Origin of the sequence: Pseudarthrobacter sp. NPDC058329, from assembly GCF_042879835.1 — a bacterium.
GTDB lineage: Bacteria > Actinomycetota > Actinomycetes > Actinomycetales > Micrococcaceae > Arthrobacter.
The window spans coordinates 1-26381 of sequence record NZ_JBHVZR010000014.1 but is presented as its reverse complement, the minus strand read 5'-3'; the positions used below and the strand labels follow the sequence as shown (position 1 = coordinate 26381).

Annotated in this window: 29 protein-coding genes; 13 read left to right on the top strand and 16 right to left on the bottom strand. The window is 65.5% G+C overall.

All coding sequences use genetic code 11. From position 1 onward, the window contains the following. Nucleotides 1–17: 17 nt before the first annotated feature. Nucleotides 18–617 (top strand): recombination mediator RecR, encoded by a 600-nt coding sequence (gene recR, locus ACFVYC_RS16565; RefSeq protein ID WP_387552283.1) that lies wholly within the window; start codon nucleotides 18–20, stop codon nucleotides 615–617. A 13-nt stretch (nucleotides 618–630) separates the two neighbouring features. After that, entirely contained in the window at nucleotides 631–1230 is a 600-nt protein-coding gene (locus ACFVYC_RS16560) for a GNAT family N-acetyltransferase (RefSeq protein WP_387552281.1), read from the top strand. A gap of 59 nt (nucleotides 1231–1289) precedes the next feature. Here ACFVYC_RS16560 and ACFVYC_RS16555 read toward each other — a convergent pair whose 3' ends face one another. Then, nucleotides 1290–2423, bottom strand: coding sequence for an ABC transporter permease (locus ACFVYC_RS16555; RefSeq protein ID WP_387552279.1), 1134 nt, complete (start codon nucleotides 2421–2423; stop codon nucleotides 1290–1292). Next, nucleotides 2420–3379, bottom strand: coding sequence for an ABC transporter ATP-binding protein (locus ACFVYC_RS16550; RefSeq protein ID WP_387552277.1), 960 nt, complete (start codon nucleotides 3377–3379; stop codon nucleotides 2420–2422). Before ACFVYC_RS16550 ends, ACFVYC_RS16555 begins: the two co-directional genes overlap by 4 nt. A 248-nt stretch (nucleotides 3380–3627) precedes the next feature. Between ACFVYC_RS16550 and ACFVYC_RS16545 the strand changes: the two genes are divergently transcribed. Continuing rightward, nucleotides 3628–4986 (top strand): aspartate kinase, encoded by a 1359-nt coding sequence (locus ACFVYC_RS16545; protein ID WP_387552275.1) that lies wholly within the window; start codon nucleotides 3628–3630, stop codon nucleotides 4984–4986. 115 nt (nucleotides 4987–5101) lie between these two features. Here the strand turns inward: ACFVYC_RS16545 and ACFVYC_RS16540 are convergent, their stop codons facing one another. Together ACFVYC_RS16540 and ACFVYC_RS16535 are read right to left on the bottom strand one after the other, a co-directional pair. Continuing rightward, the gene (locus ACFVYC_RS16540; RefSeq protein WP_387552273.1) at nucleotides 5102–5317 is read right to left on the bottom strand and encodes a hypothetical protein; all 216 of its coding nucleotides are present in this window, start codon (nucleotides 5315–5317) and stop codon (nucleotides 5102–5104) included. 123 nt (nucleotides 5318–5440) lie between these two features. Continuing rightward, on the bottom strand, nucleotides 5441–5683 hold the full coding sequence (locus ACFVYC_RS16535; RefSeq protein WP_387552271.1) for a hypothetical protein: 243 nt from the start codon (nucleotides 5681–5683) through the stop codon (nucleotides 5441–5443). A 79-nt stretch (nucleotides 5684–5762) separates the two neighbouring features. On the opposite strand from ACFVYC_RS16535, the gene ACFVYC_RS16530 reads away from it, so the two are divergent. The 4 genes from ACFVYC_RS16530 to ACFVYC_RS16515 are packed head-to-tail and all read left to right on the top strand — an operon-like array spanning nucleotide 5763 to nucleotide 8229. Further along, nucleotides 5763–6263: a MarR family winged helix-turn-helix transcriptional regulator gene (locus tag ACFVYC_RS16530; RefSeq protein ID WP_387552269.1), complete on the top strand. Its 501-nt coding sequence runs from the start codon at nucleotides 5763–5765 to the stop codon at nucleotides 6261–6263. A 34-nt stretch (nucleotides 6264–6297) separates the two neighbouring features. Continuing rightward, the gene (locus ACFVYC_RS16525; RefSeq protein WP_387552267.1) at nucleotides 6298–6975 is read left to right on the top strand and encodes an SSI family serine proteinase inhibitor; all 678 of its coding nucleotides are present in this window, start codon (nucleotides 6298–6300) and stop codon (nucleotides 6973–6975) included. Then, on the top strand, nucleotides 6944–7885 hold the full coding sequence (locus ACFVYC_RS16520; protein WP_387552265.1) for a 3-methyladenine DNA glycosylase: 942 nt from the start codon (nucleotides 6944–6946) through the stop codon (nucleotides 7883–7885). The genes ACFVYC_RS16525 and ACFVYC_RS16520 overlap by 32 nt, the downstream gene beginning before the upstream one ends. Then, nucleotides 7882–8229 (top strand): serine protease inhibitor, encoded by a 348-nt coding sequence (locus tag ACFVYC_RS16515; RefSeq protein ID WP_387552263.1) that lies wholly within the window; start codon nucleotides 7882–7884, stop codon nucleotides 8227–8229. The genes ACFVYC_RS16520 and ACFVYC_RS16515 overlap by 4 nt, the downstream gene beginning before the upstream one ends. Before the next feature lie 87 nt (nucleotides 8230–8316). Here ACFVYC_RS16515 and ACFVYC_RS16510 read toward each other — a convergent pair whose 3' ends face one another. Continuing rightward, on the bottom strand, nucleotides 8317–11418 hold the full coding sequence (locus ACFVYC_RS16510) for a S8 family serine peptidase (protein WP_387552426.1): 3102 nt from the start codon (nucleotides 11416–11418) through the stop codon (nucleotides 8317–8319). A 283-nt stretch (nucleotides 11419–11701) separates the two neighbouring features. Next, complete coding sequence (locus ACFVYC_RS16505) at nucleotides 11702–11884, bottom strand: hypothetical protein (protein WP_104043216.1); 183 nt, start codon at nucleotides 11882–11884, stop codon at nucleotides 11702–11704. A 270-nt stretch (nucleotides 11885–12154) separates the two neighbouring features. On the opposite strand from ACFVYC_RS16505, the gene purS reads away from it, so the two are divergent. From purS to purL, 3 genes are read left to right on the top strand one after another with little or no spacing between them, the layout of a single operon-like run. After that, complete coding sequence (gene purS / locus ACFVYC_RS16500; protein WP_015935902.1) at nucleotides 12155–12406, top strand: phosphoribosylformylglycinamidine synthase subunit PurS; 252 nt, start codon at nucleotides 12155–12157, stop codon at nucleotides 12404–12406. A gap of 1 nt (nucleotide 12407) precedes the next feature. Continuing rightward, nucleotides 12408–13181 carry a phosphoribosylformylglycinamidine synthase subunit PurQ gene (gene purQ, locus ACFVYC_RS16495; RefSeq protein ID WP_387552261.1) on the top strand — a complete coding sequence of 258 codons (774 nt, stop codon included), beginning with the start codon at nucleotides 12408–12410 and terminating at the stop codon, nucleotides 13179–13181. Continuing rightward, on the top strand, nucleotides 13178–15487 hold the full coding sequence (gene purL, locus ACFVYC_RS16490) for a phosphoribosylformylglycinamidine synthase subunit PurL (protein ID WP_387552259.1): 2310 nt from the start codon (nucleotides 13178–13180) through the stop codon (nucleotides 15485–15487). The genes purQ and purL overlap by 4 nt, the downstream gene beginning before the upstream one ends. Before the next feature lie 85 nt (nucleotides 15488–15572). Here purL and ACFVYC_RS16485 read toward each other — a convergent pair whose 3' ends face one another. Genes ACFVYC_RS16485 through ACFVYC_RS16470 form a run of 4 tightly spaced genes read right to left on the bottom strand, consistent with a single transcriptional unit; the run spans nucleotide 15573 to nucleotide 17195 of the window. Continuing rightward, nucleotides 15573–15866, bottom strand: coding sequence for a DUF503 domain-containing protein (locus tag ACFVYC_RS16485; protein ID WP_387552257.1), 294 nt, complete (start codon nucleotides 15864–15866; stop codon nucleotides 15573–15575). Nucleotides 15867–15892: 26 nt separating this feature from the next. Then, the gene (locus ACFVYC_RS16480) at nucleotides 15893–16210 is read right to left on the bottom strand and encodes a putative quinol monooxygenase (protein WP_387552255.1); all 318 of its coding nucleotides are present in this window, start codon (nucleotides 16208–16210) and stop codon (nucleotides 15893–15895) included. Continuing rightward, complete coding sequence (locus ACFVYC_RS16475) at nucleotides 16207–16782, bottom strand: DUF1990 family protein (protein WP_387552253.1); 576 nt, start codon at nucleotides 16780–16782, stop codon at nucleotides 16207–16209. The genes ACFVYC_RS16480 and ACFVYC_RS16475 overlap by 4 nt, the downstream gene beginning before the upstream one ends. Then, nucleotides 16779–17195, bottom strand: a complete 417-nt coding sequence (locus ACFVYC_RS16470; RefSeq protein WP_387552251.1) for an MmcQ/YjbR family DNA-binding protein — start codon at nucleotides 17193–17195, stop codon at nucleotides 16779–16781. Before ACFVYC_RS16470 ends, ACFVYC_RS16475 begins: the two co-directional genes overlap by 4 nt. A gap of 45 nt (nucleotides 17196–17240) precedes the next feature. Here ACFVYC_RS16470 and ACFVYC_RS16465 point away from each other — a divergent pair, with 45 nt between their 5' ends. Beyond that, nucleotides 17241–18269 carry an isopenicillin N synthase family dioxygenase gene (locus ACFVYC_RS16465; RefSeq protein WP_387552249.1) on the top strand — a complete coding sequence of 343 codons (1029 nt, stop codon included), beginning with the start codon at nucleotides 17241–17243 and terminating at the stop codon, nucleotides 18267–18269. A 12-nt stretch (nucleotides 18270–18281) separates the two neighbouring features. Here ACFVYC_RS16465 and ACFVYC_RS16460 read toward each other — a convergent pair whose 3' ends face one another. The 6 genes from ACFVYC_RS16460 to ACFVYC_RS16435 form a co-directional block, all read right to left on the bottom strand. After that, nucleotides 18282–18707, bottom strand: a complete 426-nt coding sequence (locus ACFVYC_RS16460) for a CoA-binding protein (RefSeq protein ID WP_387552247.1) — start codon at nucleotides 18705–18707, stop codon at nucleotides 18282–18284. Nucleotides 18708–18764: 57 nt separating this feature from the next. Next, on the bottom strand, nucleotides 18765–19736 hold the full coding sequence (locus ACFVYC_RS16455) for a hypothetical protein (protein ID WP_387552245.1): 972 nt from the start codon (nucleotides 19734–19736) through the stop codon (nucleotides 18765–18767). Then, entirely contained in the window at nucleotides 19733–20284 is a 552-nt protein-coding gene (locus tag ACFVYC_RS16450; RefSeq protein ID WP_387552243.1) for an RNA polymerase sigma factor, read from the bottom strand. The genes ACFVYC_RS16455 and ACFVYC_RS16450 overlap by 4 nt, the downstream gene beginning before the upstream one ends. Before the next feature lie 295 nt (nucleotides 20285–20579). Then, complete coding sequence (locus ACFVYC_RS16445; RefSeq protein WP_387552241.1) at nucleotides 20580–20933, bottom strand: YegP family protein; 354 nt, start codon at nucleotides 20931–20933, stop codon at nucleotides 20580–20582. Nucleotides 20934–21247: 314 nt separating this feature from the next. Then, nucleotides 21248–22537, bottom strand: a complete 1290-nt coding sequence (locus ACFVYC_RS16440; RefSeq protein WP_387552239.1) for an adenylosuccinate synthase — start codon at nucleotides 22535–22537, stop codon at nucleotides 21248–21250. 261 nt (nucleotides 22538–22798) lie between these two features. Continuing rightward, nucleotides 22799–23848 (bottom strand): M14 family zinc carboxypeptidase, encoded by a 1050-nt coding sequence (locus ACFVYC_RS16435; RefSeq protein WP_387552237.1) that lies wholly within the window; start codon nucleotides 23846–23848, stop codon nucleotides 22799–22801. A 349-nt stretch (nucleotides 23849–24197) separates the two neighbouring features. Between ACFVYC_RS16435 and ACFVYC_RS16430 the strand changes: the two genes are divergently transcribed. Next, nucleotides 24198–25403 carry a cobalamin-independent methionine synthase II family protein gene (locus ACFVYC_RS16430; protein WP_387552235.1) on the top strand — a complete coding sequence of 402 codons (1206 nt, stop codon included), beginning with the start codon at nucleotides 24198–24200 and terminating at the stop codon, nucleotides 25401–25403. Nucleotides 25404–25614: 211 nt separating this feature from the next. Continuing rightward, nucleotides 25615–26247, top strand: coding sequence for a uracil-DNA glycosylase (locus ACFVYC_RS16425; RefSeq protein WP_387552233.1), 633 nt, complete (start codon nucleotides 25615–25617; stop codon nucleotides 26245–26247). Nucleotides 26248–26381 lie beyond the last annotated feature (134 nt).

Here is a 26381-nt window from a genome sequence, read left to right as displayed (position 1 = left end):
AGCTAAAGAGGAAAAACGTGTACGAAGGTGCTGTCCAAGAGCTGATTGACGAGCTCGGACGCCTTCCCGGCGTGGGCCCAAAATCCGCACAGCGGCTGGCGTTCCACATCCTTGAGGCGGATCCCCAGGACATGAAGCGGCTGGTGGAGGCCATCACGTCCGTCAAGGAACGGGTCAAGTTCTGTACCGTCTGCGGCAATGTCACGGAGCAGGAACTATGCAACATCTGCCGCGACCCCCGGCGGGATCCGGCGGTAATTTGTGTGGTGGAGGAGTCGAAGGACGTCCTCGCCGTGGAACGCACGCGTTCGTTCCGGGGCAGGTACCACGTGCTGGGCGGGGCCATCAATCCGATCGCCGGTATCGGCCCGGAGCAGCTACGTATCCGCGAACTCCTCACCCGGCTGAACGACGGCGCCATCCAGGAAGTCATCATCGCCACCGACCCCAACCTCGAGGGGGAAGCAACAGCCACCTACCTTGCCCGCATGCTGAAGACGATCGGGATCACCGTGACCCGGCTGGCGTCCGGGCTGCCGGTGGGCGGTGACCTCGAATATGCAGATGAGGTCACGTTGGGGCGTGCCTTCGAGGGCCGCCGCAACGCCCTGACCTGAGGTTCGGCAGGCAATGGTCCTGGAAGAGATAAGGCCTCTGGTCACCGATCGGCTTGTCCTGCGCCTGGTTGACGGTTCTGACGAGGACGCCATCCACCAGTACCGGAGCGACCCCGCAGCCACCCAATACCTTTCGCACGCTCCCTTCGATGCGGAGGCAAACCGGGAAAGGCTGTTGCAGCTGCTGGCCCTTGGCAAGGCTTCCACCGGCCAATGGTTCAACTACGGCTGGGCCATTACCCTGCGGGATTCGGGTCAAGTCATCGGCGACGCACGCACATGGAACAGCACGGCCCTGACCGAGGCTGGCGTGCTCGCCCCCGGAGAACATGCGGCCGGGCACGCGGCCTTGGCGTATGTCCTGAATCCCTCCCACCAGCACCGCGGGTACGGCCGCGAGGCTGCGGCGGCGCTTGTCTCATGGCTCTTCACGCGATGCGGTGTCAGCACCATCGTCGCAGCAGTCTACGAACCCAACCGCGCCTCAGTCCGGCTCCTGCAAAGCCTTGGGTTCCAGCGGGACACCGCGGTTCCGTCCCACCAGGACACGGCCGGCAAAGCCTTCCCCCTGCTGATGTTCAGACTGGACAGCCCGCACCCCTCTTCCGGCTGACCCGCCCGGGCGCGCTGCCGCCACATGCCCGCCGCGGCAGGGCCGGTCCCGGGAAGCACCTAGGCGATTCGTGTGCCCCGTGCCAGCCGGTGGGCCGGGGTCCGGAGTGAACGCCAGCCCAGCCACATCAGCAGCGCCGCCAGCACGAGTTGCAGGCCAAGGCCCAGTGGCCATAGCGGTGTGGACTGCGCCAGGTACCGCGGCTTCACCTCTCCGTTAGCGCACGGGAAGGTTCCTTCCGGACCCGCCATGGCATACCGCGCGCCCTGGCTGACGTTCTCTATCGCCCCCACAGAGGTGAAGCCCTGCTGGCCGGCGCGGTCCGGGTACGGAATCGCGTCAGCCACCACCACGTAGGGGTTCATGGCCAACATCCAGGCCACCCGTTCTGTCCGCATCACACTCTGTTCCTGCAGTGGCCCGGAGCAGGTGTATTCGGGTTCCACGGGCCCGTTGCTGAGAGTAGCGTTCGTGCGGTATTGAGCCTGGTTCGCCATGAGCGTGCCCTGGGTAAGCCCCGTGCCCAGCCCAAAGGCGATCAGTGTGCCGACCGCCAGCCCGGCCACTGCCAGGTAAGTGACCACAATGGAGAACAGCGGCCTGCCGGCGAGTGCGGAGACGCCCACACCGACGGCACACACCACACCCACCTCAACTGCCAGCATCAGCAGCGCCACCAGCACATGGCCGGGAGTCATCCCGCCCAGCGCCACCCCGATCACCAGGAACGGGGTACTCGCCACCAGGAAGGCCAGCGCCGCGGCCCAGGCTGCAAAGAACTTGCCCCACAGAATCTGGCCGGGCTGCAACAGCGTCACCTGGAGGATGGCCAGCGTGCCGCCTGCCCGGTCACCATTCACGGCATTCGCAGAGAGAGCCGGGGCAACAAGCAACGCAAACAGCAGGACAAACGCCAGGACCACCTCGAAGATCATCGACCCCGGCCCCGATTCGGGCGGCGGTACATAGCCCGGGAACTCACGCTGCGCCGCTTGGGAGGCGTTCCAGCTGGCCCAGGTCAGCCAGGTCACCAGCCCCGTCAGGGCAAACCAAATGGCCAGCATGATGTACCAGCCACGGGACCGCAGCCGCTGCTTGAGCTCCAGGACCACCACGTCCCTAATGCCGGGCAGGTAGCCGCCAACTCCGCTGCCGCTGACCCCGTGCCGGCGGTCTTCCGTCGTGTGGCTCATTGCCGCTCCCCCTCAAGGCTCATGTATGTCTCTTCAAGGGCCCCGGAGGCGGGGGCAAAGGAACTGACGCCGACGCCGGCCAGCACCAGGTCGCGCAGCAGCCGCTCGGCGTCGTCGTCGCTTCGCAACATGAGGCTCACGCCAGGTCGCCGCCCGTCTTCCCGGCGGAACGCCAGGCCCAGCTCATTGAGCTTGGCAGCAAGTGCGGCGGGGTCGGAGCCAAAGACCGCATAGCGGCGGCCGGCGGCGGCAGCTTCTTCAGTGGTTTGATGTCGAACCGTACGGCCTTTGTTGACGAACACCGCTGCGTCGGCGATTTCGTCCAGTTCGCTGAGTACGTGGGAGGAGACCACCACGGCCTTACCCTCGGCCGCGAGTTGCCGCAGCATGACCCGCAGTTCCACGCGGGAGCCCGGGTCCAGCCCCGAGGCAGGCTCATCGAGCAGCAGGACGGACGGGTCATGGATCAGGGCCCGGGCCAGGCTGAGCCGCTGCTGCTGCCCGCGGGACAGCACCCGCGCCGGCTGGTCTGCCAGGTCATCGAGCCGCACCCTTTCGAGCATCTCCGGGACCCTCCGCCCGATGCCGTGTGCCGGAAGCCGGTAGAAGCGGGCCATCTGCGTGAGGATTTCACGGGCGGTCAGCGACTCCCACACTCCCAGCATGTCCGGCATCCAGCCCAGCCGGCGCCGCACTTCCGCCCGGTGCCTGCGCGGATCGAGCCCGCCCACGCTGATGCTGCCCTCATCAGGCGCCAGCAGTGACGCCAGCATCAGCAACAGTGTCGTTTTGCCCGCCCCGTTCGGTCCGATCAGCGCTGTCACCTTTCCGGCGGGCGCATGGAAGTCCATATGCTCGACGGCGCGTACCGCTCCGAAGCTGCGGCTTACCGCCCGGGCCGTGATGCCGTCGTCGGCTTCCGGCCCGTTCGCTGCCTCCGGTAATTCAGAAATCATTGCCACCTAACGCGCACCTGTCCCCCGGGTCTTGTGATGCATTTTGACAGTTTGAGCGTACGCCCCGGGAGGTTTCCCACAGGTCCTTCAACGGGCTGAGATTCGGTCACAATTCAACGCCCGGCCACGGACGGCGATAAACTGGAGCCAGAAGTCGCGCCAACAGCGGCGTTAATTCCCAGCGTCAGGGCCAATACAGCGTTACGGCTGTCTGGCCGGACTCCCATTGATCCAGTGAAGGTACGCGCATGAGTACGCCCACTACCGAAGTGCACAACGCAATGCAGCAGCAGGAGCTGCCCGCCGGCGGTGCCGCAACCAAGCAGCTCATCGTTCAGAAGTTCGGCGGTTCCTCCGTAGCTGATGCAGAAGGCATCAAGCGCGTGGCCAAGCGCGTTGTGGACGCCCAGGTGGCGGGCAATGAGGTGGTTGTTGTGGTGTCGGCCATGGGCGACACCACCGATGAGCTCCTGGACCTGGCAAGCCAGGTAACAGATTCAGCCCCGGCCCGCGAAATGGACATGCTGCTGTCCGCCGGTGAGCGCATCTCCATGGCGCTCCTGGCCATGGCCATCAACAAACTGGGTGCCTCCGCCCAGTCCTTCACCGGTTCCCAGGCCGGCATGATCACCGACGGCATCCATGGCAAGGCGAGGATCATCGACGTCGATCCCCACCGCATCCGCACCGCCCTGGATAAGGGCAACATCGCCATTGTGGCGGGCTTCCAGGGCATGAGCCGGGCCACCAACGAAATCACAACCCTGGGCCGCGGCGGTTCGGACACAACGGCCGTAGCGCTGGCAGCAGCGTTGGAAGCCGACGTCTGCGAGATCTACACGGATGTGGACGGCATCTATACGGCCGATCCCCGCGTTGTCCCCTCCGCCCAGAAGATCGACAAGATCTCCAGCGAGGAAATGCTTGAACTCGCAGCCTCCGGCGCCAAGATCCTGCACCTTCGCTGCGTCGAGTACGCGCGCAGGTTCGGTGTTCCGCTGCACGTCCGCTCGTCATTCAGCCAGCATGAAGGCACCTGGGTCATCCCCAGTGCCGAAGACAAGATCACCACACAAGAGGGAGTTGCCTTGGAGCAGCCAATCATCTCCGGCGTCGCACACGACCGTTCCGAAGCCAAGGTCACAGTTGTTGGCGTTCCGGACATTCCCGGCAAGGCCGCCGCGATCTTCCAGGTCATCGCCGATGCACACTCGAACATCGACATGATCGTGCAGAATGTCTCCACCCACGGCACCGGCCGGACGGACATCTCTTTCACGCTGCCCATCGTGGAAGGCGCAGACGCCCTGGCGGCCCTTCATGCGGCGCAGGACCAAATCGGCTTCGAGACCATCGAGTACAACGAGCAGATCGGCAAGCTCTCCCTGATCGGCGCCGGCATGCGCTCGCACCCGGGCGTCTCCGCGACCTTCTTCAAGGCACTCTCGGGCGCCGGGATCAACATCAACATGATCTCCACGTCTGAAATCCGCATCTCGGTTGTTACCCATGCGGATCTGCTGGACGAGGCTGTGCGGGTCATCCACCAGGCCTTTGAGCTGGACAGCGATAACGAAGCCACAGTGTACGGCGGCACCGGCCGCTAACCGGCGCCGACAACGCAACAAAAAATGCACTGGCAGGGGATCCAATCCCTTGCCAGTGCATTTCTTTTGTCTTTCCGCGGGTTACCGCGGCAACGCCGATCGGGCCTGACCGAAGTCAGGCCTCCTTTTCCAGCTCGTCGCGGCGTACGGCGTAGTGGTGGCCGGCCGTATCCGTTTCCACCACAAACTGTGTGAGTTCCTCCTCCGAGGCCTGCTCAAACTCGTCATGTTTGTGTACCACGGGCAGGCTGGTGTCCAGGCGGGAGGCCGGTCCAAAGAAGAAGCGGAGCCTGTCAGTCGCGTTCATAAAGCCGCTGAGTGCACGTGCCACTGTTATCCACCCCCTTCCCGCATCCAGGGAAAGAAGAGCCGTTCCGAATAAGCCACTGTTCCTCGCGGAGCCAGTGCCCTTATTTTACGCCCGGGCGCCCGAAAACGCTCCGCGGTCCGGGTGTCAGCGAAGCGACTTGTCGTCCGGGTTCCTGGGCACCACGTAGGTGCTGCCGTCCGGCCGCGTGACGGTGTCCCATTGCCGGGTTTCAGCTTCACGCTGGGCCAGGAGCCGGCGGTTTTCCTCCGTCATGTCGTGCAGGAGGGAGGAGCGGTTTGCCGGACCGAAGATCGCCCGCAACTTACCGGTTGCCCGCATGAACCGCTGCGAAGCGTTGTCCTTGCCTTCTGAACTGGCCTTACCCATGAACCGGCTCCTTCCAGAGTCCACATTTCCTGGCAACAGTGTACGCTAATAATTAGTGCACTAACAATTGGAGGCCCTGTTGACCGCTGCATCCAGCACTTCCACCGAAGCCGGCACCGCGCCCGGCGGCGGGGACAGCCCGGAGGATGACCTGCTGCTTGAGCACCAGCTGTGCTTTGCCCTGACCGTTGCCTCGCGCAGCGTGGTGGGAGCGTACAAACCCGTGCTCGAAAAGTTGAACCTCACCCACCCGCAGTACCTGGTCATGCTGTGCCTGTGGGAGTCCAGCCCGCGCACGGTACGAAACATCAGCGATGCCCTTGCGCAGGAACCGGCCACCATCTCGCCTTTGCTGCGGCGGCTTGAGGCGTCCGGCCTGATTTCACGACGGCGGGTGGACGGCAACGAGCGCGCCCTCGCCGTCGACCTCACTCCTGCAGGGGCAGCCCTTCGGCAGCAGGCGCTCCAGGTACCCGGCACCATGATGGAACGCCTGGGCCTGACCCGCGGCCAGGTCAGCGAACTGCACTCGGCCATGATGGGACTCATCGCAGCCACGTCCCAGGCCCATCAGGCTTAGCCAGCCGGCAGGACGCGGGCGCTAGAATGGCATCATGACGGACAGGCCGCGGGGCGGGTTCAGTGTGCATTCGGGGGGCATCGTGCAGTCAGTGCACACGGCGGGTCTGCCGCGCCCGGCACAGTCCAGGGGCAAAGCATCCGTCCGCATCGCGGCGTTGCTGTTCGCGGCTGTACTGCTTCCGGCCTGCACTCCCAACGAGGGCGGGGGAACTCCTTCCGGCAGCGCCTCCGCATCGCCCACGCCTTCCGTTTCCTCCCCTGCACCGCCGGCCACGCCGGCCCCGTCCGGAAGCATCGACCCTGATGCCGAATCTTCCGTGCCGGCACCTGCGCCCGAGCCGGCCGCACCGCCGTCGGGCCCGGGGCAGGGGAACGCCGAACTGGTCATCACGATTGTTCCCTCGCCCGGCGAGCCGGAGGTCCACCACACCCTCGTCTGCGTTGACGGCGCACCCGATGCCGAAAGCAACCACCCTGCCGCGGACGCCGCCTGCGCCGCCCTAAAGGAGAACGCGGCGCTGCTGAGCCCCGCTCCGCGGCCGGCCGACCAGGTGTGCACCGAACAGTACGGCGGCCCCCAGGAAGCCACCGTCACCGGTGCGGTGGATGGAGTTCCCGTTGACACTGGCTTTTCCCGCATCAACGGCTGTGAAATCAGCGCCTGGGATGCCGCGAAGGATGTACTTGGTGCAGCCGGTGGAGCGGCTTAGGGTCCTGGCGGCGGACGAGTGGCGGGCCCGTGAAGAAGCCCACCAGCAGCGCGTCAGCCGCTACGCGGACCCCTACCTTGCCCGCCGCTCGGCCGGGCAGAAGCACCCTGTGGAGGATTTCCTTTTCACCTACTACACCCAGAAACCGGGCCAGCTCAACCGCTGGCACCCGGGTGCCGGCGTCGTTCTGGCGGGCGGCGAGGCGGCCGCCCGCCGCGGGTGGAAGCATTACCGAACGGTCGACGACGGCGAACGTGACTTCCTCGGACTGCCGCCCTGTACCGACGCGGTAACCATGGACCGGGACGCCTTCCTCGCCGACCGCAGGGACGCCGTCGCCTTCGCCCGGATCATCCTGCGCGGAACGGCTGCCCGCCCTGCGCAGTTTGGTTGCTTCGGGCTCCACGAATGGGCCATGGTCTACCACCAGGACCGGTTCGACCTGCGCCATGAGTATCTGCAGCTGCGCCTCGGGTCAGCGGGCACGGACAAGGTGGTGGAGGACAACCGGATCCGCTGCAGCCACTTCGACGCTTTCCGTTTCTACACCCCGGATGCGGTTCCCCTCAACGAGCTGTCGCCAAGCCGGGAAACCCAGCGACATTTTGAACAACCAGGCTGCCTCCACGCCAACATGGACCTGTACAAATGGGCGTACAAGCTCCTGCCCGCCCTGCCCAGCGAGCTGGTGATGGAATGTTTTGAGCTGTCCTGGCGGATCCGGGCTATGGACATGCAGGCCTCGCCCTACGACCTCGCTGAATGGGGCTACCCTGCCATTCGCATCGAAACGCCACAGGGCAAGGCAGAATACGTTGAACACCAGCGGTCCTTTGCAGCCGAGGCAGCCGGGCTCCGGAACATGCTGGCTCAGGAACTGGCCGCCCTGTCCGAAAGCGGGCCCACATGATCGACCTGACCATCAGGCTGCGGGAGAGCCCCGACGCCGGTGAGTACGAATTCCGCCTGGTGTCCGACGGCGTGCGGCCCTCGGCCGGGAGCACATTGCCGGATCCCGCGGCTGCACTGGCCGCGGTGGAACGGTACGGTGAGGACATCTTCTTCCCGAAACCCGGGCCGCCGAAGCTGTGCACGCAGCAGTACGGCGGACCACAGGTGGCCGTGGTGACGGGGACGTTCCACGGGCGTGCAGTCGAAGCGGTCTTTACGCGGATCGACGGTTGCGAAATCTCGCGTTGGAAAACAATGGCCCCCCTGCTGGGCAACTCAACCGGAGCTTCGGGCGCCACCTAGCGGATCGCGCCAGGCGGACACCGCAGCACAACAGGATCCCCGGACGGTTCGACCATCCGGGGATCCTGTTCGGTAAACGTCAGGCTGCTAGGCCGCGGGAACCGCATCCGCGAGAGCTACCCGTGGAGCCCCGAGAGGCGAAACGGGGGCGGTGCCCACCTGGACGTTAACCCAGGTCCTGATGCCGTTTTCGCCCAGGCTCAAGCGTGACGTGTAGGTCCCTTCGGCCAAATCCGCCCACGAGAGCGTTGCGGAGGTGGCCGTTCCGTTGGGGGCCACAATCGGGTTCGGCTCCACCGTCAGGTTGCCCGCGTCCCCCGTGAACGTCACGGCCTGCACCGCTGCACTGGCTGCCAGCTTGTCCGGCGTGGAGAAGAGGTTGGCCACAATGTAGTAGGTGCCGGGGCGGGGTGCCTCCAGATCCAGGAACTCACTGGCAGACGCCGTGGCCACCTGCGTGGCCGTCAGCCCGCCCGAGGCATTCGGGGCGTAAACCACCATGTCCCAATCGACGTCGTTCGATTGCGCCTGGATCCCCAGCCGGGCGAAGGTTGCGCCTGCCGGCACCGTCACCTTGAGCAGGGCGTTGTGCTCATCGTTTCTCGGCGCGTATTCACCGGGAGTTTTGGTGATGGCCGTCTGGCTCAAGGGCGCCAGGCCTTCCACGCCTACCTTGATGGGGCTGTCCGAACCGGACACGAGTTCCATGGTTCCGCTGCCGCTGCCGGTTGCCGAACTGAAGGAGAATGACGGTGCGATCTGTGCATCAACGGGCCGGATGGCAATGGGAGAGCTCACTGTCCGCGGGCCCTTCCAGGTCAGGCTGCCGGTGCTGAATTGGCCCACCGGAGCGCTGACGTTCCTGATGGTCAGGGTAACCTCGCGGGTCTGTCCGGCCTTGGCAAAGTTCAACGCCTTCGGCTCCACCTGAACGTTGAAGCCTGGCATGTTGACTTCCGAACGGTACATTCCGGGCACCAGGGCAGTGAGCTGGCGCTTGACCTGGACTTCGCCCACCAGGCTGCCAAGTGCGATGGACGGCAGGTTCAGGTCGCGCGCGGCAATGGTGCCCGCCTGCGGAGCCCCGGTGTCGACGCCCTGGCCATTGAGGAAGCCCAGCCAGTCCTTGACGCCCGAGTTGTAGACCAGGCCCGGATCCAGGACCCGGGTGGAATCGATGTGGCCTGCGCCGCCCTGGAAGGGATCAGTGTTGGCTGAACCATCCGCGTTCACCAGCGGGTAGGCGGTAGTCATCATGGCCGACTTAACCATGGCAGGGGTCCACTTGGGCTGCTTGCTGAGCACCAACGCGCCGAAACCGGCGATGTGGGGTGCGGCCATGGACGTTCCGGACATAAACCCGAACTGGTCACCGTTGTTGCCGATAGTGGAAACACCGGCGAGGACGTTCACGCCCGGTGCAGCGATGTCGGGCTTCAACAGGTCGCCGCCGGAAGCAAGGCTCGGCCCGCGGGAGGAGAATCCGGCAATCTGCGGGGCAGGGGCCGGGGGCTCACCGGTGAGGTCCCCCTTGACCAGGCTGACGGTCAAAGCGGGATTGGCTTCCAGCTTGGACTTCAGTTCCAAACTCTTCGGAGCGTTGACGTGAACCGTGGGGAGCACGTGGTTGTCGGCGTCTTCGGAGCTGCTGGTGACGTTCACCAGGATCATCCCGACGCCGCCCTTGTCCAGGACTTCCTGGCTCTTGGCCGTCCTGTCCACCACGCCGCGGTCGCAAACCACTATCTTGCCGGCCACCTTCGCAGCATCAAGGGAACCGGGGCCGCAGAGGTTCGGGTTGGCAGCACCTGCCGCTGCCGCAGCCGCAGCGACGACAACCGGCTTGTCCGCCACTTCGGACTTCATGATTGAAGCTCCGCGGTACAGCGAACCATCGGAAACCTTCACAGTGCCCAGCAGTTCGCTCGGGAACGTGGAGGCGGCAACCGTGGTCAGCCACGGCGAGGCGTGGTTAACCGTAGAGACGGCCGGTCCGGCGTTGCCGGCGGAAGCAGAAACAAAAACACCGGCCGCGGCAGCATTGAGGAAGGCCAGCGCCACGGGATCGGTGGTGCTGTTGTTGTTGCCCGAAATCGAATAGTTGAGGACATCCACCCCGTCCTTGATGGCGGCTTCCACGGCCTCGACCGAAGCGGACGAGTAGCAGCCTCCGGTATCAGGGTTGGTGTCCTCCCAGCAGACCTTATAGACGGACACTTTTGCAGCGGGAGCGACGCCGGAGCTCTTGCCGAAGCCGGAACCGTCAATGACCTGCTCAACGTTCGCGTTTCCGGCGGCGGTGGTGGCTGTGTGGGTGCCGTGGCTTCCGACGTCTACCGGTGAAATGAGTTCTTGTGGCGCGCGGTTTCCGGGTGTCACGGTCTGCAGGAAGGAATCGGCAAAGTACTTGGCGCCGATGACCTTGGAGTTGCACAGGGACCCATCAAAGCCGACGCCCGTCCCCTGCCCCTTTTGGCACTCGCCCTCGAAGGTTGTGCCGTCGGCCTTTAGCATGGCGATCCGGCCCTCGGCGGTGCGATACGGCACTCCGACCTGGGCGGAACCGCTCAGCGGCTGTACGGGCTCGCCCTGCAGGAACGGGTTGTCCGGGGCGTAGCCGGAGTCGATGACCCCTACCACGACGCCCTTGCCGGCGTTGGCTTCGCCGCCGAACTGCTTGGCCCAGACACCGTCGGGGCCGGTCAGCTTGAGGAAGTCGGTGGTGGTGTAGTCCGGGGCGTTCTCCGCGTCCGGCGCAACCACCAGGACACGGTCGTCCCTGGACAGTTCCATCGCCTGTGCAGCGGTCAGCTCAGCGCTGAAGCCGTTGAGGGCGGCGGTAAACTGCTTCCCGGTTTTGACTCCCTGGCTGGCAGCAACCTCCCCTTGCTGCTTGCGCAGATGCGCGTCGTAGGCCTTGTAGTTCGGGCTTCCGGCATCAAGCTTCCGGCCGCTCTGCGGCTTGGTTGCACCAAGCCCCGGGGTTTCGCCTTCGTAACCCGCTGCTGCCGCACCCGCAAGGACAACGATGTAGCGGCCGTCCTTGAAAGCAGCAGGGCCGGTCTTGCTGGCAGTCGCCAGCTCCTGTCCGGCCGGCGCCGCGGTAGCGGGGCTTATGGCCATCGAGGTAAGGAGAAGGGGTAGACCAACGGCCAGCGCCGCGGCCTTCCGGAATCCCCCGCCCCGCATGGGGCTCTTTCCAGTTGATATCACGCGCAACCCTTTCACGATGTACCGGCTCAGCCAGATTGGGGGGCCGGAAACTGCTGGCATGGAACGCGAAATTACAGGTTTTGTCATTCCGCGAGACCAGCCGATTCACAGAGTACAGACTGATAGCTGGATATGACATAGAACACATTTGTGGACTTTTTGCCAGTCAAGCCACTGCTCCGGCAACGGCAGGATGGCATGGAAAAGGGCGCCCCACAGGGCGCCCGTGCAACCTTAGACTGGGTGCGCTCCTGCGCAACTACCGGGGGGTGCGCACCACGTCGCTGATCCACTGCCTGGTCTTTTCATCCAAGGGCCCCGCAACCCGGTTTTCCCGTGCGAACCGGTCGGCTTTGATCTTCTGGAGCACCATGCGTCCCAGCCCTGCGAACACTGCGGCGGCGACCATGGGCAACAGGACGGATTTTGGTTTCTCAGCCATTCAGCAATACTAGTGACACCATCGGCTCAACTCCATAACCCGTCTGGAAACCGTGGCCGGTCTGCCCGTGACGCCGGGCCTCAGCGCGCATCATAAGGCCGGAAAGAGCCGAATACAGGGACGGGCGTTCCGGCCGGTAGAATGGACTGGCAAGCTCGCGGAGCGCCCGTCCACAAGGTTTAACAAAGTGTGTCCCCAACACCTCAATACGGCGTGAGACGGCACCACTCCGCTGCGCCCTTACCCAAGCTCACGCACAGGAGTTGCCGGATGCCCCGGATCGTTGTTGACGTCATGCCCAAGCCCGAGATTCTGGACCCGCAGGGGAAGGCTATCGTCGGCGCTCTCCCCCGGCTGGGCTTCACCAGCTTCAGCTCTGTCCGCCAGGGCAAGCGGTTCGAACTGACCGTTGACGGTGAGGTGACCGAGGAAATCCTTGCCCAGGCGCGCGATGCCGCGGAGACCCTGCTGTCCAACCCCGTGATCGAGGACGTCGTCAACGTCGAGGTCGTCGAGGCCTGACATGACTGAACTTCCCCTGATCGGCGAGGCCACCGCCGTCGCCGCCGAACCGCGCCTCGCGGGTGCCCGGATCGGTGTGGTCACCTTCCCCGGCACCCTCGATGACCGTGACGCCGCCCGTGCCGTCCGGCTCGCCGGCGGCACCGCCGTCGAGCTCTGGCACGCCGATACCGAGCTCGGTGATGTGGATGCCGTGGTGATTCCCGGCGGCTTCTCCTACGGCGACTACCTCCGCGCCGGCGCCATCGCGCGCTTCGCACCGCTGATGTCCAAAATTATCGACGCCGCCAACAGCGACGCCAAGCTTCCCGTGCTCGGTATCTGCAACGGCTTCCAGATCCTCACCGAGTCGCACCTGCTGCCCGGTTCGATGATCAAGAACGACCACCTGAAGTTCATGTGCCGCGACCAGGTCCTGCGCGTGGAAAACAGCAACACCGCGTGGACGCTGGACTACGAGGCGGGGCAGGAAATCACTGTGCCGCTGAAGAACCAGGACGGCCAGTACCTCGCGGACGAGAAGACCCTGGACGCACTCGAGGCCGAGGGCCGCGTGGTGTTCCGCTACGTGGGCTTCAACCCGAATGGCTCCCGCCGCGACATCGCCGGCATCTCCAACGCAGCCGGCAACGTGGTGGGCCTTATGCCGCACCCCGAGCACGCTGTGGAAGCCGGGTTCGGCCCCGAATCGCTGGACGGCGTCGGCGGGTCCGACACCGACGGGCTGGGCTTCTTCACTTCCGTTTTGACCAAGATTGTGGGAGGCGACAAGTGAGCATCGACACCACCAAGAAGTTCAACATCGACACCGTCGAAAACGCCGCGAAGACTCCGGACACCGATCTGCCTTGGGCCGAGCTGGGCCTGAAGAAGAACGAATTCGACGAGATCGTCAAGGTCCTGGGCCGCCGCCCCACCGGTGCCGAGCTCGCCATGTACTCCGTGATGTGGAGCGAGCACTGCTCCTACAAGTCATCGAAGAACCACCTGCGCCAGTTCGGCGAAAAGGTGACGCCGGAGATGAAGAAGGACATGCTGGTGGGCATCGGCGAAAACGCCGGCGTGACCAACCTCGGGGACGGCTGGGCCGTCACCTTCAAGATTGAGTCGCACAACTCGCCGTCGTTCGTTGAGCCTTACCAGGGTGCCGCGACCGGCATCGGCGGCATCGTCCGCGACATCATCTCCATGGGTGCCCGCCCCGTCGCCGTGATGGACCCGCTCCGCTTCGGCGCCATCGACCACCCGGACACTGCCCGCGTGATGCACGGTGCAGTTGCCGGCATCGGCGGCTACGGCAACTCCCTGGGCCTGCCCAACATCGGCGGTGAAATGGTGTTCGACTCCGTGTACCAGGGCAACCCGCTGGTGAACGCCCTGGCCGTGGGCGTCATGCGCCACGAGGACATCCGCCTGGCCAACGCCTCCGGCAAGGGCAACAAGGTGGTCCTGTTCGGTGCACGCACCGGCGGTGACGGCATCGGCGGCGCCTCCGTGCTGGCCTCCGAGTCCTTCGATGACACCAAGCCTTCCAAGCGCCCCGCCGTCCAGGTGGGCGATCCCTTCGCCGAGAAGGTCCTCATCGAGTGCTGCCTTGAGCTGTTCAAGGGCTCGCTGGTTGAAGGCATCCAGGACCTGGGCGCCGCCGGCATCTCCTGTGCCACCTCGGAACTGGCTTCCAACGGCGACGGCGGGATGGCCGTTGAGCTGACCTCCGTGCTGCTGCGCGACCCCACCTTGACCCCGGGCGAGATCCTGATGTCCGAGTCGCAGGAACGCATGATGGCCGTTGTCACCCCCGAGAACGTGGAAGCGTTCGAGGCGGTTATGGACAAGTGGGCTGTTGAGTATGCCTGGCTGGGCGAGGTGACAGACAGCGGCCGCCTCATCATCACCTGGGAAGGCGAGGTGATTGTCGACGTCGATCCCCGCACCGTGGCGCACGACGGCCCGGTTTACGACCGCCCGTTCGCCCGCCCCGAGTGGCAGGACACCGTCCAGGCGGATACCTTCACCGGTTCCGTGCAGGACGCCGGTCGGCCCTCCGCCCCGGCTGAACTGGCCAAGGCCGTCACCGAACTGGTGGCCTCGCCCAACATGTGTTCCAAGTCCTGGATCACCAACCAGTACGACCGCTACGTGGGTGGCAACACCTCCATGGCGTTCCCGGATGACGCCGGCGTAGTCCGGGTGGACGAGGAAACCGGCCTGGGCGTGGCCCTGGCCACCGACGCCAATGGCCGCTACACATACCTCGACCCGTACCACGGTGCGCAGCTGGCGCTGGCGGAGGCTTACCGGAACGTTGCCACCTCCGGCGCCGTGCCCATGGCTGTCAGCGACTGCCTGAACTTCGGCTCCCCCGAGGACCCGGACGTAATGTGGCAGCTCGCCGAAGCCATCCGCGGCCTGTCCGATGCCTGCATGGTGCTGGGCATCCCGGTCACCGGCGGCAACGTTTCGCTGTACAACCAGACCGGCACCACGCCGATCCACCCCTCCCCCGTGGTGGCAGTCCTGGGCAAGCTCGACGACGTCGCCCGCCGCACGCCGTCGGGCTGGCGCGAGGATGGGCAGGCAATCTACCTGCTGGGCACCACCGCTGCCGAGCTGGACGGTTCCGAATGGGCCAACATGCGCGGCCACCTGGGCGGGCAGCCTCCCAAGGTTGACCTCGACGCCGAACGTGCGCTGGGCGAGATCCTGATCAACGCCTCACGCGACGGCATGATCGACTCCGCCCACGACCTCTCTGAGGGCGGCCTTGCTGCGGCCCTGGTGGAGTCATCGCTGCGCTACGGCGTGGGTGCCCGGATCGCCCTGCAGGACGTTCTGGACCGGGACGGCGTGGACCTGTTCACGGCGCTCTTCTCCGAGTCCCAGGGCCGTGCCGTTGTTGGCGTTCCCCGCTCCGAGGAAGTCCGCTTCACGGATATGTGCACCGCCCGCGGCTTTGCCCACACCCGCATCGGCGTGGTGGATGCAGCCAGCGGCACGTTGGAGATCAACGGCGTGGCGGGTCTGTCCCTGGACGCCCTCCGCGAAGCCCACGAGGCCACGCTGCCGAAGTACTTCGGCTGACTTTCCTTACGTAGAACAACGCGGGGTCACTTTCCGCCCATGAATTCCCTCGGGATGGGCGGAAAGCGACCCCGCGTTGTTTGGTCTAGTCCTCGCTGTGGTGGTCCCGCTGCCGTGCGCTCAGCAGTTCGATTTCGGGCCGTCCGGCCACCAGGCGTTCGACGGCGTCGAGCACCTCCACGAGGTGCGCCCGGTCCGCTGCCACCAGGCCGGCGCCCACCTGCGAACGCCGGTACTGGTCGTGATAGCCCACCTCAGCGACGGAGACGTCGTAGCGCCGCTTGATGTCAGCCAGCAGGGGCCTGATGACGGAGCGTTTCTCCTTCAGGCTCTGAACGTCGCCCAGGAGGATGTCGAATTCGATCCAGCCGATCCACATGCCTTCATGCTATCCACTGCTCGGTTCTAGATGGTGAGCTCGCCCATCCGGTCCCAGGCGTCGCCGTCGAGCTGTCGGCTGATAATGCGGGGTGTTTCGGCGAGGGCCTGCGGCATGTCCGCCATGGCCTGCTTGAAGTGCGCGCTGTTGACGTGATCGCCGGCGGCATCATCCTTGAACGCTTCCACCAGGACGTACTCGTCCGGGTCTTCCACGCTGCGGGACCAGTCGAACCACAGATTGCCCGGCTCCTGCCGGGTGGCCTGGGTGAAGTCGGCCACCAGGCCGGGCCAGCGCTCCGACCATTCCGGCTTGACCTTGAACTTGACGACAATAAAGATCACGGGGATTTTCCTTCTGCGGCGAGTTGGCGTGCCCCTTCAATGTACCGGGAAGTAACGTGGCGCTGCGCTGCACGGGTCAGCAGTCCGCCGGCCGCGTAAAACCAGCTGCCCGGTTTGCTGAATGCTCGAATTCGAAGGAAAACCCCGGCGTTGTCCTTGATCAACACCTCGAAGGACTCCTCTCCCCGGGCCGGATGCCCTGGCAGGGCTCCGTACCCGAAGCCGGCCGCTTGGGGCATGCCCGCCGGGATGGGTTCGTGGACCCACACCACCTCGCAGGGCGCGTCCAGCCGAAAGGGCCCGACGCCGAAGCCGCTCACCACCCGCGCACCGGGCACCGCCCGCGGCGATTCAGTGCGGACGCGAAGGCCTGCCCGTCGCTGCAGCTCCCACGACAGGATGCCGGCGGCCACCCGCCGGTAAACGTCCATACCGGTGCCGAGGTGCACTTCCTCCAGCACCGTTGCGTAGCCCTCCGGCGCCGCGCCGTGCTCCGTTCCCCCGATGCAGGGGTAGTTCAGCCCGCCGCGGTAGTTCGCATTGCCGCCCCCGGCCGTGCGCTTTGCCCTCATCGTGTTTCGCCTCCGGCCCCTGCCAGGCGGGCCCAGCCGAGATGCTCCTGCTGCTTCCTGCTCAGTCCTGCCACCACCAGGTCGTAGGAGTCCTCCACCATGTCCCTGACCATATCGTCCGGCAGCCCGCCATCCAGGCGGACGCCGTTCCAGTGCGTCTTGTTCATATGCCATGCCCCGGTGATTTCCGGGTGCACTGCACGCAGTTGAACGGCAAGGGTCGGATCGCACTTGAGGTTCACGTAAAAGTCCCGGGAGTCCAGCGAGGACAAGGCGAAGAGCTTGGCCACATGCCGCGCACCGCCGGCAACCTCTGCACGGACCTTGAATACGGCAGTCTCCGGCCCGAACGGGTAATCCTCATACGCGCCGGGGAACGAAAGGCAGATTTTCCGCAGTGCAGCAGGGTCCATGCAGGAAGCCTACAAAGCCGGCTGCTGCGGTGCTAGTCTGCGAGGATGTCGCACGATCAGGGGGCCATACCTGTTCTGGATCTGGGCAGGGCACGGCAGGCCAACGGTTCATTCAGCCCGGACTTCATAGAGCAGCTGCGGAACGCCACCCACCACGTGGGCTTCTTCCAAATCACCGGTTACGGCGCCGCCCCCGGCCAGGCGGAAAACCTGCTGGATGCTTTACGGCGGTTCTTTGCCCTGCCGCTGGAGGAGAGGATGAAGCTGGACAACAGGCTGTCCCCCCATTTCCGCGGGTACACCCGGATGGGCACCGAGGTGACCCAGGGGCGGGCTGATGCCCGCGAGCAGATCGACTACTCCCCGGAGCGCGAGCCGGTCACGGACTACCCGCCGGACCGGCCGTACTGGCTGCTTCAAGGCCCGAACCTCTGGCCGGACGACGCGTTCCCCGAGCTCAGGCCGGTGGCCATGGAATGGGCGGAATTGATGTCCGCGGTGGGAATGGAGCTGCTCCGGGCCATTGCCGTCTCTTTGAAGCTGCCGGAGGACTACTTTGACGAGCCGTTCAAGGGTTCCCCGGCCTGGATGGGCAAGCTGGTCCACTACGTAGGTGGAGTAGTGGAAGCCGCCGACGACCAGGGCGTCGGTTCGCACGCAGACTACGGCTTCGTCACGCTCCTGCTGCAGGACGACGTCGGCGGGCTGGAGGTCCTGCCGCCCGGCGCCACCGAGTGGGCGCCTGTGGAACCCATCCCCGGAGCCCTGGTGGTGAACCTGGGCGAGATGCTGGAGGTAGCCACGGAGGGCTATCTTGTTGCCACCATCCACAGGGTGCAGGCGCCGCCCCCCGGCGTGGACAGGTACTCCGTCCCGTTTTTCTGGTCTCCCCGGCTTGATGCCGTGATCGACCCCGTGCCCCTGCCGCCCGAGCTGAAGGCCGGAGCCCGGGGCATCTCGGACGATCCCGCCAACCCACTCCTGGCGTCATTCGGGATGAACATGCTCAAGGGCCGGATGCGCGCCCACCCCGACGTCACGGAGCGGCATTATCCGGAGCTTATGAAGCGCTGAAGCGCCGAGCCGTCAGAGGTTGTATTTCCAGGCCTGCTGGGCGGGGCAGGTGTCCATCACGACGTCCAGCCCGGCCGCTTTGGCCCGCTCGGCCGCGGCCTCGTCAATGACGCCCAGTTGCAGCCACACCGCCTTCGCTCCTACCGCGATCGCCTGGTCCACCACGTCACCCACCTTCTGGGAGTTCACAAAGCAGTCCACGACGTCGATGGGGTGCTTTTCAGCGGGGATGTCGCCCAGGCTCCGGTAGCCTGCTTCCCCGTGCACGGCCTCGCCCGGAAGGTTGACGGGAATGATTTCCATGCCCAGGCGGTCGCGGATGAAAAGCGAAGTATCGTAGGCGGCCCGCCACTCATTGGTGGTGAGCCCAACGATGGCCCACCGCCCTTTGGTCCGCATCAGGCGTTCGACGACGGCAGGATCATTTTTGTGCCCCATGCGCCTAGCCTACGTGGCCGGGAAGGCAGACTGGGCCACCGGACTTCGCCGTGGCGGCTACCGGCTGAACTTCTGCAGCCATTTCGTCCCGGGAACGGCCTTTACCGCCGCCCCGGCGGCCTCTGCGCCCTGCCTGAGGGCTCCCGGCACGGAATCCACGTGTGCCCCCAAGCCTGCTCCACCCTGGTGGTCCGCCCCGCCCTGGCCGCCGGCGACAGGCGCGCCGGCATCCCGGCCGGCTGCCTGCTCCGGGAGTCCGGCTGCAGTGCCGTGGTTTTCCCTGGCGGCAGCACTGGCGTCGCTCTTCCTCTGGTCTGTGGCCGCGCCTTGCCCGCCGCCATCGTGTGCCTCGGCGTTTCCTTGCGTCCCGGGCCCGGGCGGGTTAAAGGGCGGGACCACCGGGGCTTCCCCGGCGCTGGGCGGGACAGACGGATCCTCCGCAGCCAGAGGGGCCGGAGAGGTGCCGCCGTTGGCGTTGTCTGTGCTGACGCCTGCCACCGGTTCACCCGTCGCCGTTTCCACCTCAGCGTGTCCGCCCAGGCCGTCCAGGCCGTTCAGGCCGTTCAGGCCCTTCAGGCCGTTCGGGCCCTCCGGCAGCATTGACCCGAGGGCACCTGGCACGGGAAGGCTCCACGCGGGGGCCCAGTCTTCGAGCAGGTGCTGGACTGAGCGGGCGCCGGAGTGTCCGGGGACGGGGGAACTGGCCGCTACTCCGCCCACGCCAAGTCCCATCCCGGCGATCAGCGCAAGGCCAACTACCGTCGGCCGGTGTGCGCGGAGGCGGCGGCGCTTCGTCGACTCGTCTTCGGATCCGCTGTCCGCTGTAGCGCCCGCGCCGTCCACGCCGCCACCGGGCTTGCCGTCGGACGCCGCCAGCAGGGCGGCAAGTTCCCCCGACGGGGCCGGGGCGGGCAGCAACGCCAGGGAACCCAGTGCAAGAAGGGCGGCGCGCAACTCGTCGCTGCGTGCCTGACCGGCGTCGAGAAGCATTTCCTCCACAGTGTCAGGCAAGTGATTGGCTTGGGTCATGGCCTGAGGTACTCCTTCACTGCCGCAAGGTCCCGGAGTTTCGCCAGTGCACGCCGCTGCAGCTGCTTCACGGCACCGGCGCTCTTGCCCATGGATTCAGCCGCCTGCTCGACCGTGTGACCGGCAACAAGGCGAAGCGCCAGGACCTCGCGCTGGTCCTGCGGCAAGCCGTCAAGCAGGTGCAGGACCTCAGACGGGGAGATCCGTTCGAGGGCTTCCGCCTCGGCAGACGAATCTTCCCGGCCGTCCAACTCGGGCTCAAAAGGCAGCTTGGCGGGCGTCCGGCTTTGGCGGCGATGGTCGTCAACCATCCGTGCGTGGGCCACAGAGAAGATAAACGTGCGGAGTCCGGCGGCACCCCCATGAACCGTGTCGAGCCGGGGCAGGACGGAGAGGAACACTTCCTGCATGGCCGCCTCCGGATCCTCGACTCCCCGGGCCGCGAGATAGCCCAGGACCTGTGATGCATAGGTCCGGTAGACGACACTGAAAACGGCTGTTCCGGCGGTCTGGTCTTCCAGGCCCCCGTCGGTCAGTGCATCAGTCACGGACGTAGTGCTTTCAGTCAAAGAGAGGTGGTGTTGCGGGGAACGGCAGCGGCGAAGCCTGGAATGCCTTTTCCCCGGAACACTCTACCCTTCAGTAACCAGTGCCCGGAGCCCGCCACGCACACGCCGCGCGGCGGGTATGGCAGCTGCCCCTGCCACCGGAATAAGAAAGAGCCGGCCCGGAACGTGATGGGGGACAAGTTCCAGGCCGGCACTACACAGGGGTAATCGCTGTTGGCACCCCAAGGGTTACGCCGTGGGGCAAAAAACTTTGAAGATTTTTATACGGGCCGGTTCAACGGGCGGCGGAGGTAATCCAGCGGGGCCGGCTGACCTGGCGGCGGGGCCCCTGGGCCAGGCTGAAAGTGTGTGCGCCGGCGGGGACGCGCCGATCGTCGCAGTCTTCCGGTACGGTTCCAGCGACCGACGCCGGAGCTGCAGCAGGTGCCTGACGCGCCGCAGTTCCGGCGGGGCAGAGATCGGTCACCAGCCCCGTGCCTGCGCATTCCCGGACGGCGGCGATCCCGGCAGCAAGGGCAGACTTGCTGTCGAAGGGGCCGGAGACAGCCATAACGGCGCCATCCGGAGCGAGGAGGCGGAACCTGAAAAACGAGTCCTGGTCAAGAAATGCTTCAAACTTGCCGGCCATAACTAATCCTTCCGTTCTGCGGGTCCTTGTCCGGCGGCGCCATTGCCACCGGCCGGTCCGGGCGCATCGCTGCAGCTCTTTCCCGCGGGTCTGGTCGAACGATTGGTGATCGGGTCGCCGGGTGTACCAACGAGTCTCCCGGTTTTGCCTGCAGCCCCGCAAGGCCCGGAGCGTTAACCCTGTGTAAATTGCTGTGCTTCCCCGGGAAACGCAAACGGCGGGCCACCTGTGAAGGTGGCCCGCCGTCGTCGTCCCCACCCGCTCCCTAGCCTCGCAAGCTCGGCCAGGGAACCCCGCGGGCGTGGGCCCACGCGTTAGTCGTTGATGAGGTCGTTCACCACGATGGTCTGGTCCCGGTCCGGGCCAACACCGATCGCGGAGAAGCGCGTGCCGGACAGCTTCTCCAGGGCCAGCACGTAGTTGCGGGCGTTCTCCGGCAGGTCCGCCAGTGTGCGCGCACCGGTGATGTCCTCGGTCCAGCCCTCGAAGTACTCGAAGATCGGTACGGCGTGGTGGAACTCGGTCTGAGTCATGGGCATCTCGTCGTGCCGCACGCCGTCAACGTCGTAGGCCACGCACACCGGGATCTGTTCGATGCCGGTGAGCACGTCCAGCTTGGTGACGAAGTAGTCAGTGAAGCCGTTGACGCGGGAGGCGTGGCGGGCCAGGACGGCGTCGTACCAGCCACAGCGGCGCGGCCGGCCGGTGTTGACGCCGAATTCACCGCCGGTCTTCTGCAGGTACAGGCCCATCTCGTCGAAGAGTTCCGTGGGGAACGGGCCGGCGCCAACGCGTGTGGTGTAGGCCTTGATGATGCCGATGGAGCGGGAGATGCGGGTGGGCCCGATGCCCGATCCCACGGAGGCTCCGCCGGCGGTGGGGTTGGAGGAAGTGACGAACGGGTAGGTTCCGTGGTCCACATCCAGGAAGGTTGCCTGGCCCCCCTCCATCAGGACCACCTTGCCCTCATCGAGGGCAGTGTTCAGAACCAGTGTGCTGTCGATGACCAGGGGGCGGAGCCGTTCGGCGAAGGACAGGAAGTACTCCACGATCTCGTCCACCACCACGCCGCGCCGGTTGTAGATCTTGACCAGGAGTTCGTTCTTCTGCCGCAGCGACCCTTCCACCTTCTGGCGGAGGATTGACTCGTCAAAGACGTCCTGGACACGGATGCCCAGCCGGGCCACCTTGTCCATGTACGCAGGCCCGATGCCGCGCCCGGTGGTGCCGATGGCCCGGCTGCCGAGGAAGCGCTCGGTCACCTTGTCCAGCACCTGGTGGTACGGGGCCACGAGGTGGGCGTTGGCAGAAACGCGAAGCTTTGAGGTGTCGGCGCCGCGGGCCTGAAGGCCTTCAATTTCCTGGAAGAGTGCCTCGAGGTTGACCACGCAGCCGTTGCCGATGATGGGTACCGCGTTGGGGCTGAGGATGCCTGCGGGAAGCAGCTTGAGTTCGTATTTTTCACCGCCTACGACGACGGTGTGCCCGGCGTTGTTGCCGCCGTTGGGTTTGACGACGTAGTCAACACGGCCGCCCAACAGGTCGGTCGCCTTGCCTTTTCCTTCGTCGCCCCACTGGGCTCCTACGATCACAATTGCTGGCATGGGATCCTCCCCCATTCGTTCGGGCCGCCCGGGGCCGGCCACGACGTGGCAGGCCTGGTGCAGCGCCGTTCATGAGAATGCCCCGCAGACCGGCCTTCGCTGGTCTGCGGGCAGCACAGCGACGCAAGAGTTTCGGGGCTCTTACCACCCAAGTTTAGCCGATCAGTTACTTAGTCCACTCGTTGGGCCGCCGCGGTCCTTCTTGCAGGGTAAAGGGCCCCTGCAGGACGAAGGGCCGCGGCGGGTTGTCAGCGGTGATGCTTATTCGTCGTCGGCTTCTCCGGCCGGGCGGGAGGTCTGGGTGGCGAGGCTGTCCCAGAAGGTGGTGTCGGCGTCGTCAATTGATCCGTCCGCAATCGCCGCGGCCGTGGCGGTCAGCGTAGTGACCGTTTGCTTGATCAGGTAGCCGTTGCTCCGGAGGCCCAGGGCGTAGCCATCCAGGTAGTGGTCGGACATCCCGCGCATTTCGAACAGCAGCGTGGCGATTCCATATTCCACCGCGATGCCGTTGCGGCTAATGGTTTCGGCACTGCCACCCACGTACTTGCCCAGGTGCCCCCAGCCGGTGGAGTCGACGTTGTGGAACACCACTGCACCAAGCTGCTTGGATTTCTCCACCAGGGCGGGATCGGCGTTCGGCGTGGTGGGATACAGGATGGACCCGGACACCAGCTCGCCGTCGCGCTGGCTGCGGGTGCCCTGGTGGTGCAGGTCGATCATGTAGTCGATCTTGTACTTGCGCATCACGTTGTTGTGCAGTGCCTGGGTTTCCGGCTGGATCTTGGCTACATGGTCCCGGTTGAGGTCCACCTCTTCGGCGTTGTAGCGGGTCATGTTCCGGTCGCCCTTGGCCAGGTAGTCGTCCAGTGGGAAGTTCACGTCTCCCATGGCGCCGTCTGCGTTGAGCATCGGCACAATGAGGATATTCACCCCGTCGAGAACATCCCCGGACTTTCCGGTGCCAAGGTGCTTCACGAATTCCAGTGCGCCTTCGGTGGTGAGCTGTTCGTTGCCGTGCTGCTGAGTCAGGTACAGGATGGTGGGTTTGGCTGGATCCGAGATGTACTTGACCAGGTGGATATCCCGGCCCTTCACGGTCTGGCCAATGACTTCCAGTTCCATGGCGGGCTGGCGGGCATCCTGGTCCTTGAGGAACGAGACCATCTGGTCGTAGGAGGCCAGCTTTGATGTGGTGATCTGGCCGTTGCCGTCAAAGTTGGGGCCTTCGCCCACGGCGAGGGCCGGGGTGGGCGCTGCCACTACGGCAAGGGCCAGGGCCCCTGAAACGGCAAGGGTCCTGAAGGTTGCCATGGTTTTTCTCACGGTGCGGTACCTCTTTCGAGTGCTTAGGTGCGGCCAGCCCGCCATGTTCCCCATCGCGGGCTGTGACAGAAGCCAACCAACCTAAACGAAACCTGTCAATGGAAATAACAGAATTGTGCATACAGTTATTACGTTCCGAAAGTGCGCCACACACCGGCTTCCCCTCCGACACAAACCGAAGCGAATTTGCTCCCGGGGAGCCATCTGGATTTAAGTGAGAGTGGACCATCCGGAGCGGCCGAGAGACCTGGATCGATGACGCCGCAGCAACCCCAAGTGCAGGACGTCCTGCCTGCGAAGGTGCTACTGCCAGGACCGATGGAAGGGAAATTCCAGCATGACCTTGAACACAGACCACATCCGCGTCACCCACGCAGGATCGTTGCCCCGCACCCCTGAGCTGATTGCCGCCAATGCCTCCCGCGAGGAGAACCCCGCCGACCTTCAGGGCTACAACGAACTCCTCACTGCTTCCGTGGTGGACCTGGTCCAGCGCCAGCAAAGCCTGGGCGTTGATATCCCGAACGACGGCGAGTACGGGCACGCCATGTCCGCTTCCGTGGACTACGGCGCCTGGTGGTCCTACTCCTTTGCCCGTATGGGCGGACTGGAGCTGGACAACGACGCGAAGTGGGCCGTTGAGCCGAAGGAGTCCACCCCGGGCAACGTCCAGCTCACGGGCTTCATCCACCGCCGTGACCGCACCATCTTCGCCGAGGCCTACAACGATCCCACCAGCGGCATCTTCACCGGCGGCCCCAAGCCGTTCCCGAAGGTCACGGGACCGCTCGTCTACACCGGCCACGACGCCGTCGCCTCCGACATCGCCAACCTGAAGGCGGGCCTGGCAGCCACCGGGCTGAAGGAGGGCTTCGTTGCTGCGCTCTCCCCCGGGAGCGCCTCACGCATCACCAACGAGTACTACGCCACCGAGGAGGAGTACATCTACGCCTGCGCTGATGCGCTCCGCGAAGAGTACAAGGCCATCATCGACGCCGGCCTGATCCTGCAGATCGACGATCCCTCGATCGCCGAGAACTGGGACCAGATCAGCCCGGAGCCGAGCGTGGCGGACTACCTCGACTTCACCCGGATCCGCGTGGAGGCCCTGAACTACGCACTCCGAGGCCTCCCCGAGGAGCAGGTGCGCTTCCACCTCTGCTGGGGCTCCTGGCACGGGCCCCACACCACGGACCTTCCCCTTGCGGACCTGGTGGAGACCATGCTGCAGATCAACGCCGGCGGCTACTCCTTCGAGGCGGCAAACGTGCGCCACGAGCACGAGTGGCGGGTCTGGGAGGACACCAGGCTCCCGGAGGGCAAGGTCATCATCCCGGGCATCGTCTCGCACGCGACGAACGTGGTGGAACACCCGGACCTCGTGGCGGACCGGATTGTGCGCTTCGCCGAGGTGGTGGGCCGCGAGAACGTCATCGCCTCCACCGACTGCGGCCTCGGCGGCAGGGTCCACCCGCAGATTGCCTTCGCCAAGCTCGAAGCACTCGGCGAGGGCGCACGCCGGGCCACCAAGCGGCTCTGGTAACACAGGACACTAAGAGTAAACCCGCCGGTTCCGTGCCCCGCTGAAATCGGGTGCTCGGGACCGGCGTTTCGTTTCCCGGGGCTTGCTAAACTAGTAGAGGCCGACCAGGAATCGGTCCACCCCATTTCATCCACCGCGGATCCCTGCGCCATAGTGCGCCCATTTTCCGAGGTGGCAGCAACACCAATCCCCGCAGGAGATCCAGCACTACATGACAGCCCTGGCACCCGAATCCTTCCATGAGCAGCTTCTGAGCCGCCGCTACGAACCCAATGTTGCCGCCGTGAACGAACTGTGCGATTCCCTGCAGGAGGCCAAGCCCGGCACGGTGGTGCCCTACGTTGACCCCATGCACGACGTCGACGAGTGCCGCATCATCAGCCTGTACTCCAACATCGGCGAGGCCGACCCGTCCGGGTTCATCACCCCCGGCGACCATGACGCTGCCACCCGGATGCTCGGCATCCAGTGGAAGCTGGGGCTTCGTCCGGAGTTCGTTATGCCGTGGAACGTCCACCCCTGGCACACCGCCGGTGAAATCAACGGGAAGTTCACCCCGGACCAGATCTCCGCCGGCCTCAAGCCGCTGCTCAAGTTCCTGGCCCTGGTGCCGCGCGCCTCGGTGATCGTGGCCCACGGCACCGAAGCCAACCGCCTGGCCAACCTGCTGTTGAAGACTGAAGTGCCGCTGCTCTGGCGCCGCGGACTGAAGACGTACAAGGTGCGCTCCCTCAGCGGCCGCGCGTTCGCCGGTTCACCCGCCCGCCAAGAGGAGTACCTCGAGGACATGCGCGTGGCCTACGCCGACGCCATGGCGCGGACCGGGCTCCAGAAGCCGGCCTGACCTTTCGAGTTTTCGGCAGCGAACGACGGCGGGGGGGGGGCGGTTTGTTTAGTTGGGGACGGCCCCGGGGGTGTGTAACCCCACCCCCCCCCCCCCCCGCGCCCCCGGGCTCGCGGGGGGGGGTGGGGCGAGGG

Bases quoted from the DNA above. Each gene is read 5' to 3' on its own strand.
- ACFVYC_RS16545 (WP_387552275.1), top strand. From the start codon at position 3,628: ATGAGTACGCCCACTACCGAAGTGCACAACGCAATGCAGCAGCAGGAG.
- ACFVYC_RS16445 (WP_387552241.1), bottom strand. From the start codon at position 20,933: ATGGCCGGCAAGTTTGAAGCATTTCTTGACCAGGACTCGTTTTTCAGG.
- ACFVYC_RS16510 (WP_387552426.1), bottom strand. From the start codon at position 11,418: ATGCGGGGCGGGGGATTCCGGAAGGCCGCGGCGCTGGCCGTTGGTCTA.
- purS (WP_015935902.1), top strand. From the start codon at position 12,155: ATGCCCCGGATCGTTGTTGACGTCATGCCCAAGCCCGAGATTCTGGAC.
- ACFVYC_RS16485 (WP_387552257.1), bottom strand. From the start codon at position 15,866: ATGTGGATCGGCTGGATCGAATTCGACATCCTCCTGGGCGACGTTCAG.
- ACFVYC_RS16525 (WP_387552267.1), top strand. From the start codon at position 6,298: ATGACGGACAGGCCGCGGGGCGGGTTCAGTGTGCATTCGGGGGGCATC.
- ACFVYC_RS16560 (WP_387552281.1), top strand. From the start codon at position 631: ATGGTCCTGGAAGAGATAAGGCCTCTGGTCACCGATCGGCTTGTCCTG.
- ACFVYC_RS16535 (WP_387552271.1), bottom strand. From the start codon at position 5,683: ATGGGTAAGGCCAGTTCAGAAGGCAAGGACAACGCTTCGCAGCGGTTC.
- purQ (WP_387552261.1), top strand. From the start codon at position 12,408: ATGACTGAACTTCCCCTGATCGGCGAGGCCACCGCCGTCGCCGCCGAA.
- ACFVYC_RS16555 (WP_387552279.1), bottom strand. From the start codon at position 2,423: ATGAGCCACACGACGGAAGACCGCCGGCACGGGGTCAGCGGCAGCGGA.
- ACFVYC_RS16550 (WP_387552277.1), bottom strand. From the start codon at position 3,379: ATGATTTCTGAATTACCGGAGGCAGCGAACGGGCCGGAAGCCGACGAC.
- ACFVYC_RS16440 (WP_387552239.1), bottom strand. From the start codon at position 22,537: ATGCCAGCAATTGTGATCGTAGGAGCCCAGTGGGGCGACGAAGGAAAA.
- ACFVYC_RS16520 (WP_387552265.1), top strand. From the start codon at position 6,944: ATGTACTTGGTGCAGCCGGTGGAGCGGCTTAGGGTCCTGGCGGCGGAC.
- ACFVYC_RS16435 (WP_387552237.1), bottom strand. From the start codon at position 23,848: ATGGCAACCTTCAGGACCCTTGCCGTTTCAGGGGCCCTGGCCCTTGCC.
- ACFVYC_RS16505 (WP_104043216.1), bottom strand. From the start codon at position 11,884: ATGGCTGAGAAACCAAAATCCGTCCTGTTGCCCATGGTCGCCGCCGCA.
- ACFVYC_RS16430 (WP_387552235.1), top strand. From the start codon at position 24,198: ATGACCTTGAACACAGACCACATCCGCGTCACCCACGCAGGATCGTTG.
- ACFVYC_RS16460 (WP_387552247.1), bottom strand. From the start codon at position 18,707: ATGGGGCACAAAAATGATCCTGCCGTCGTCGAACGCCTGATGCGGACC.
- ACFVYC_RS16425 (WP_387552233.1), top strand. From the start codon at position 25,615: ATGACAGCCCTGGCACCCGAATCCTTCCATGAGCAGCTTCTGAGCCGC.
- ACFVYC_RS16465 (WP_387552249.1), top strand. From the start codon at position 17,241: ATGTCGCACGATCAGGGGGCCATACCTGTTCTGGATCTGGGCAGGGCA.
- ACFVYC_RS16475 (WP_387552253.1), bottom strand. From the start codon at position 16,782: ATGAGGGCAAAGCGCACGGCCGGGGGCGGCAATGCGAACTACCGCGGC.
- ACFVYC_RS16455 (WP_387552245.1), bottom strand. From the start codon at position 19,736: ATGACCCAAGCCAATCACTTGCCTGACACTGTGGAGGAAATGCTTCTC.
- ACFVYC_RS16515 (WP_387552263.1), top strand. From the start codon at position 7,882: ATGATCGACCTGACCATCAGGCTGCGGGAGAGCCCCGACGCCGGTGAG.
- ACFVYC_RS16470 (WP_387552251.1), bottom strand. From the start codon at position 17,195: ATGGACCCTGCTGCACTGCGGAAAATCTGCCTTTCGTTCCCCGGCGCG.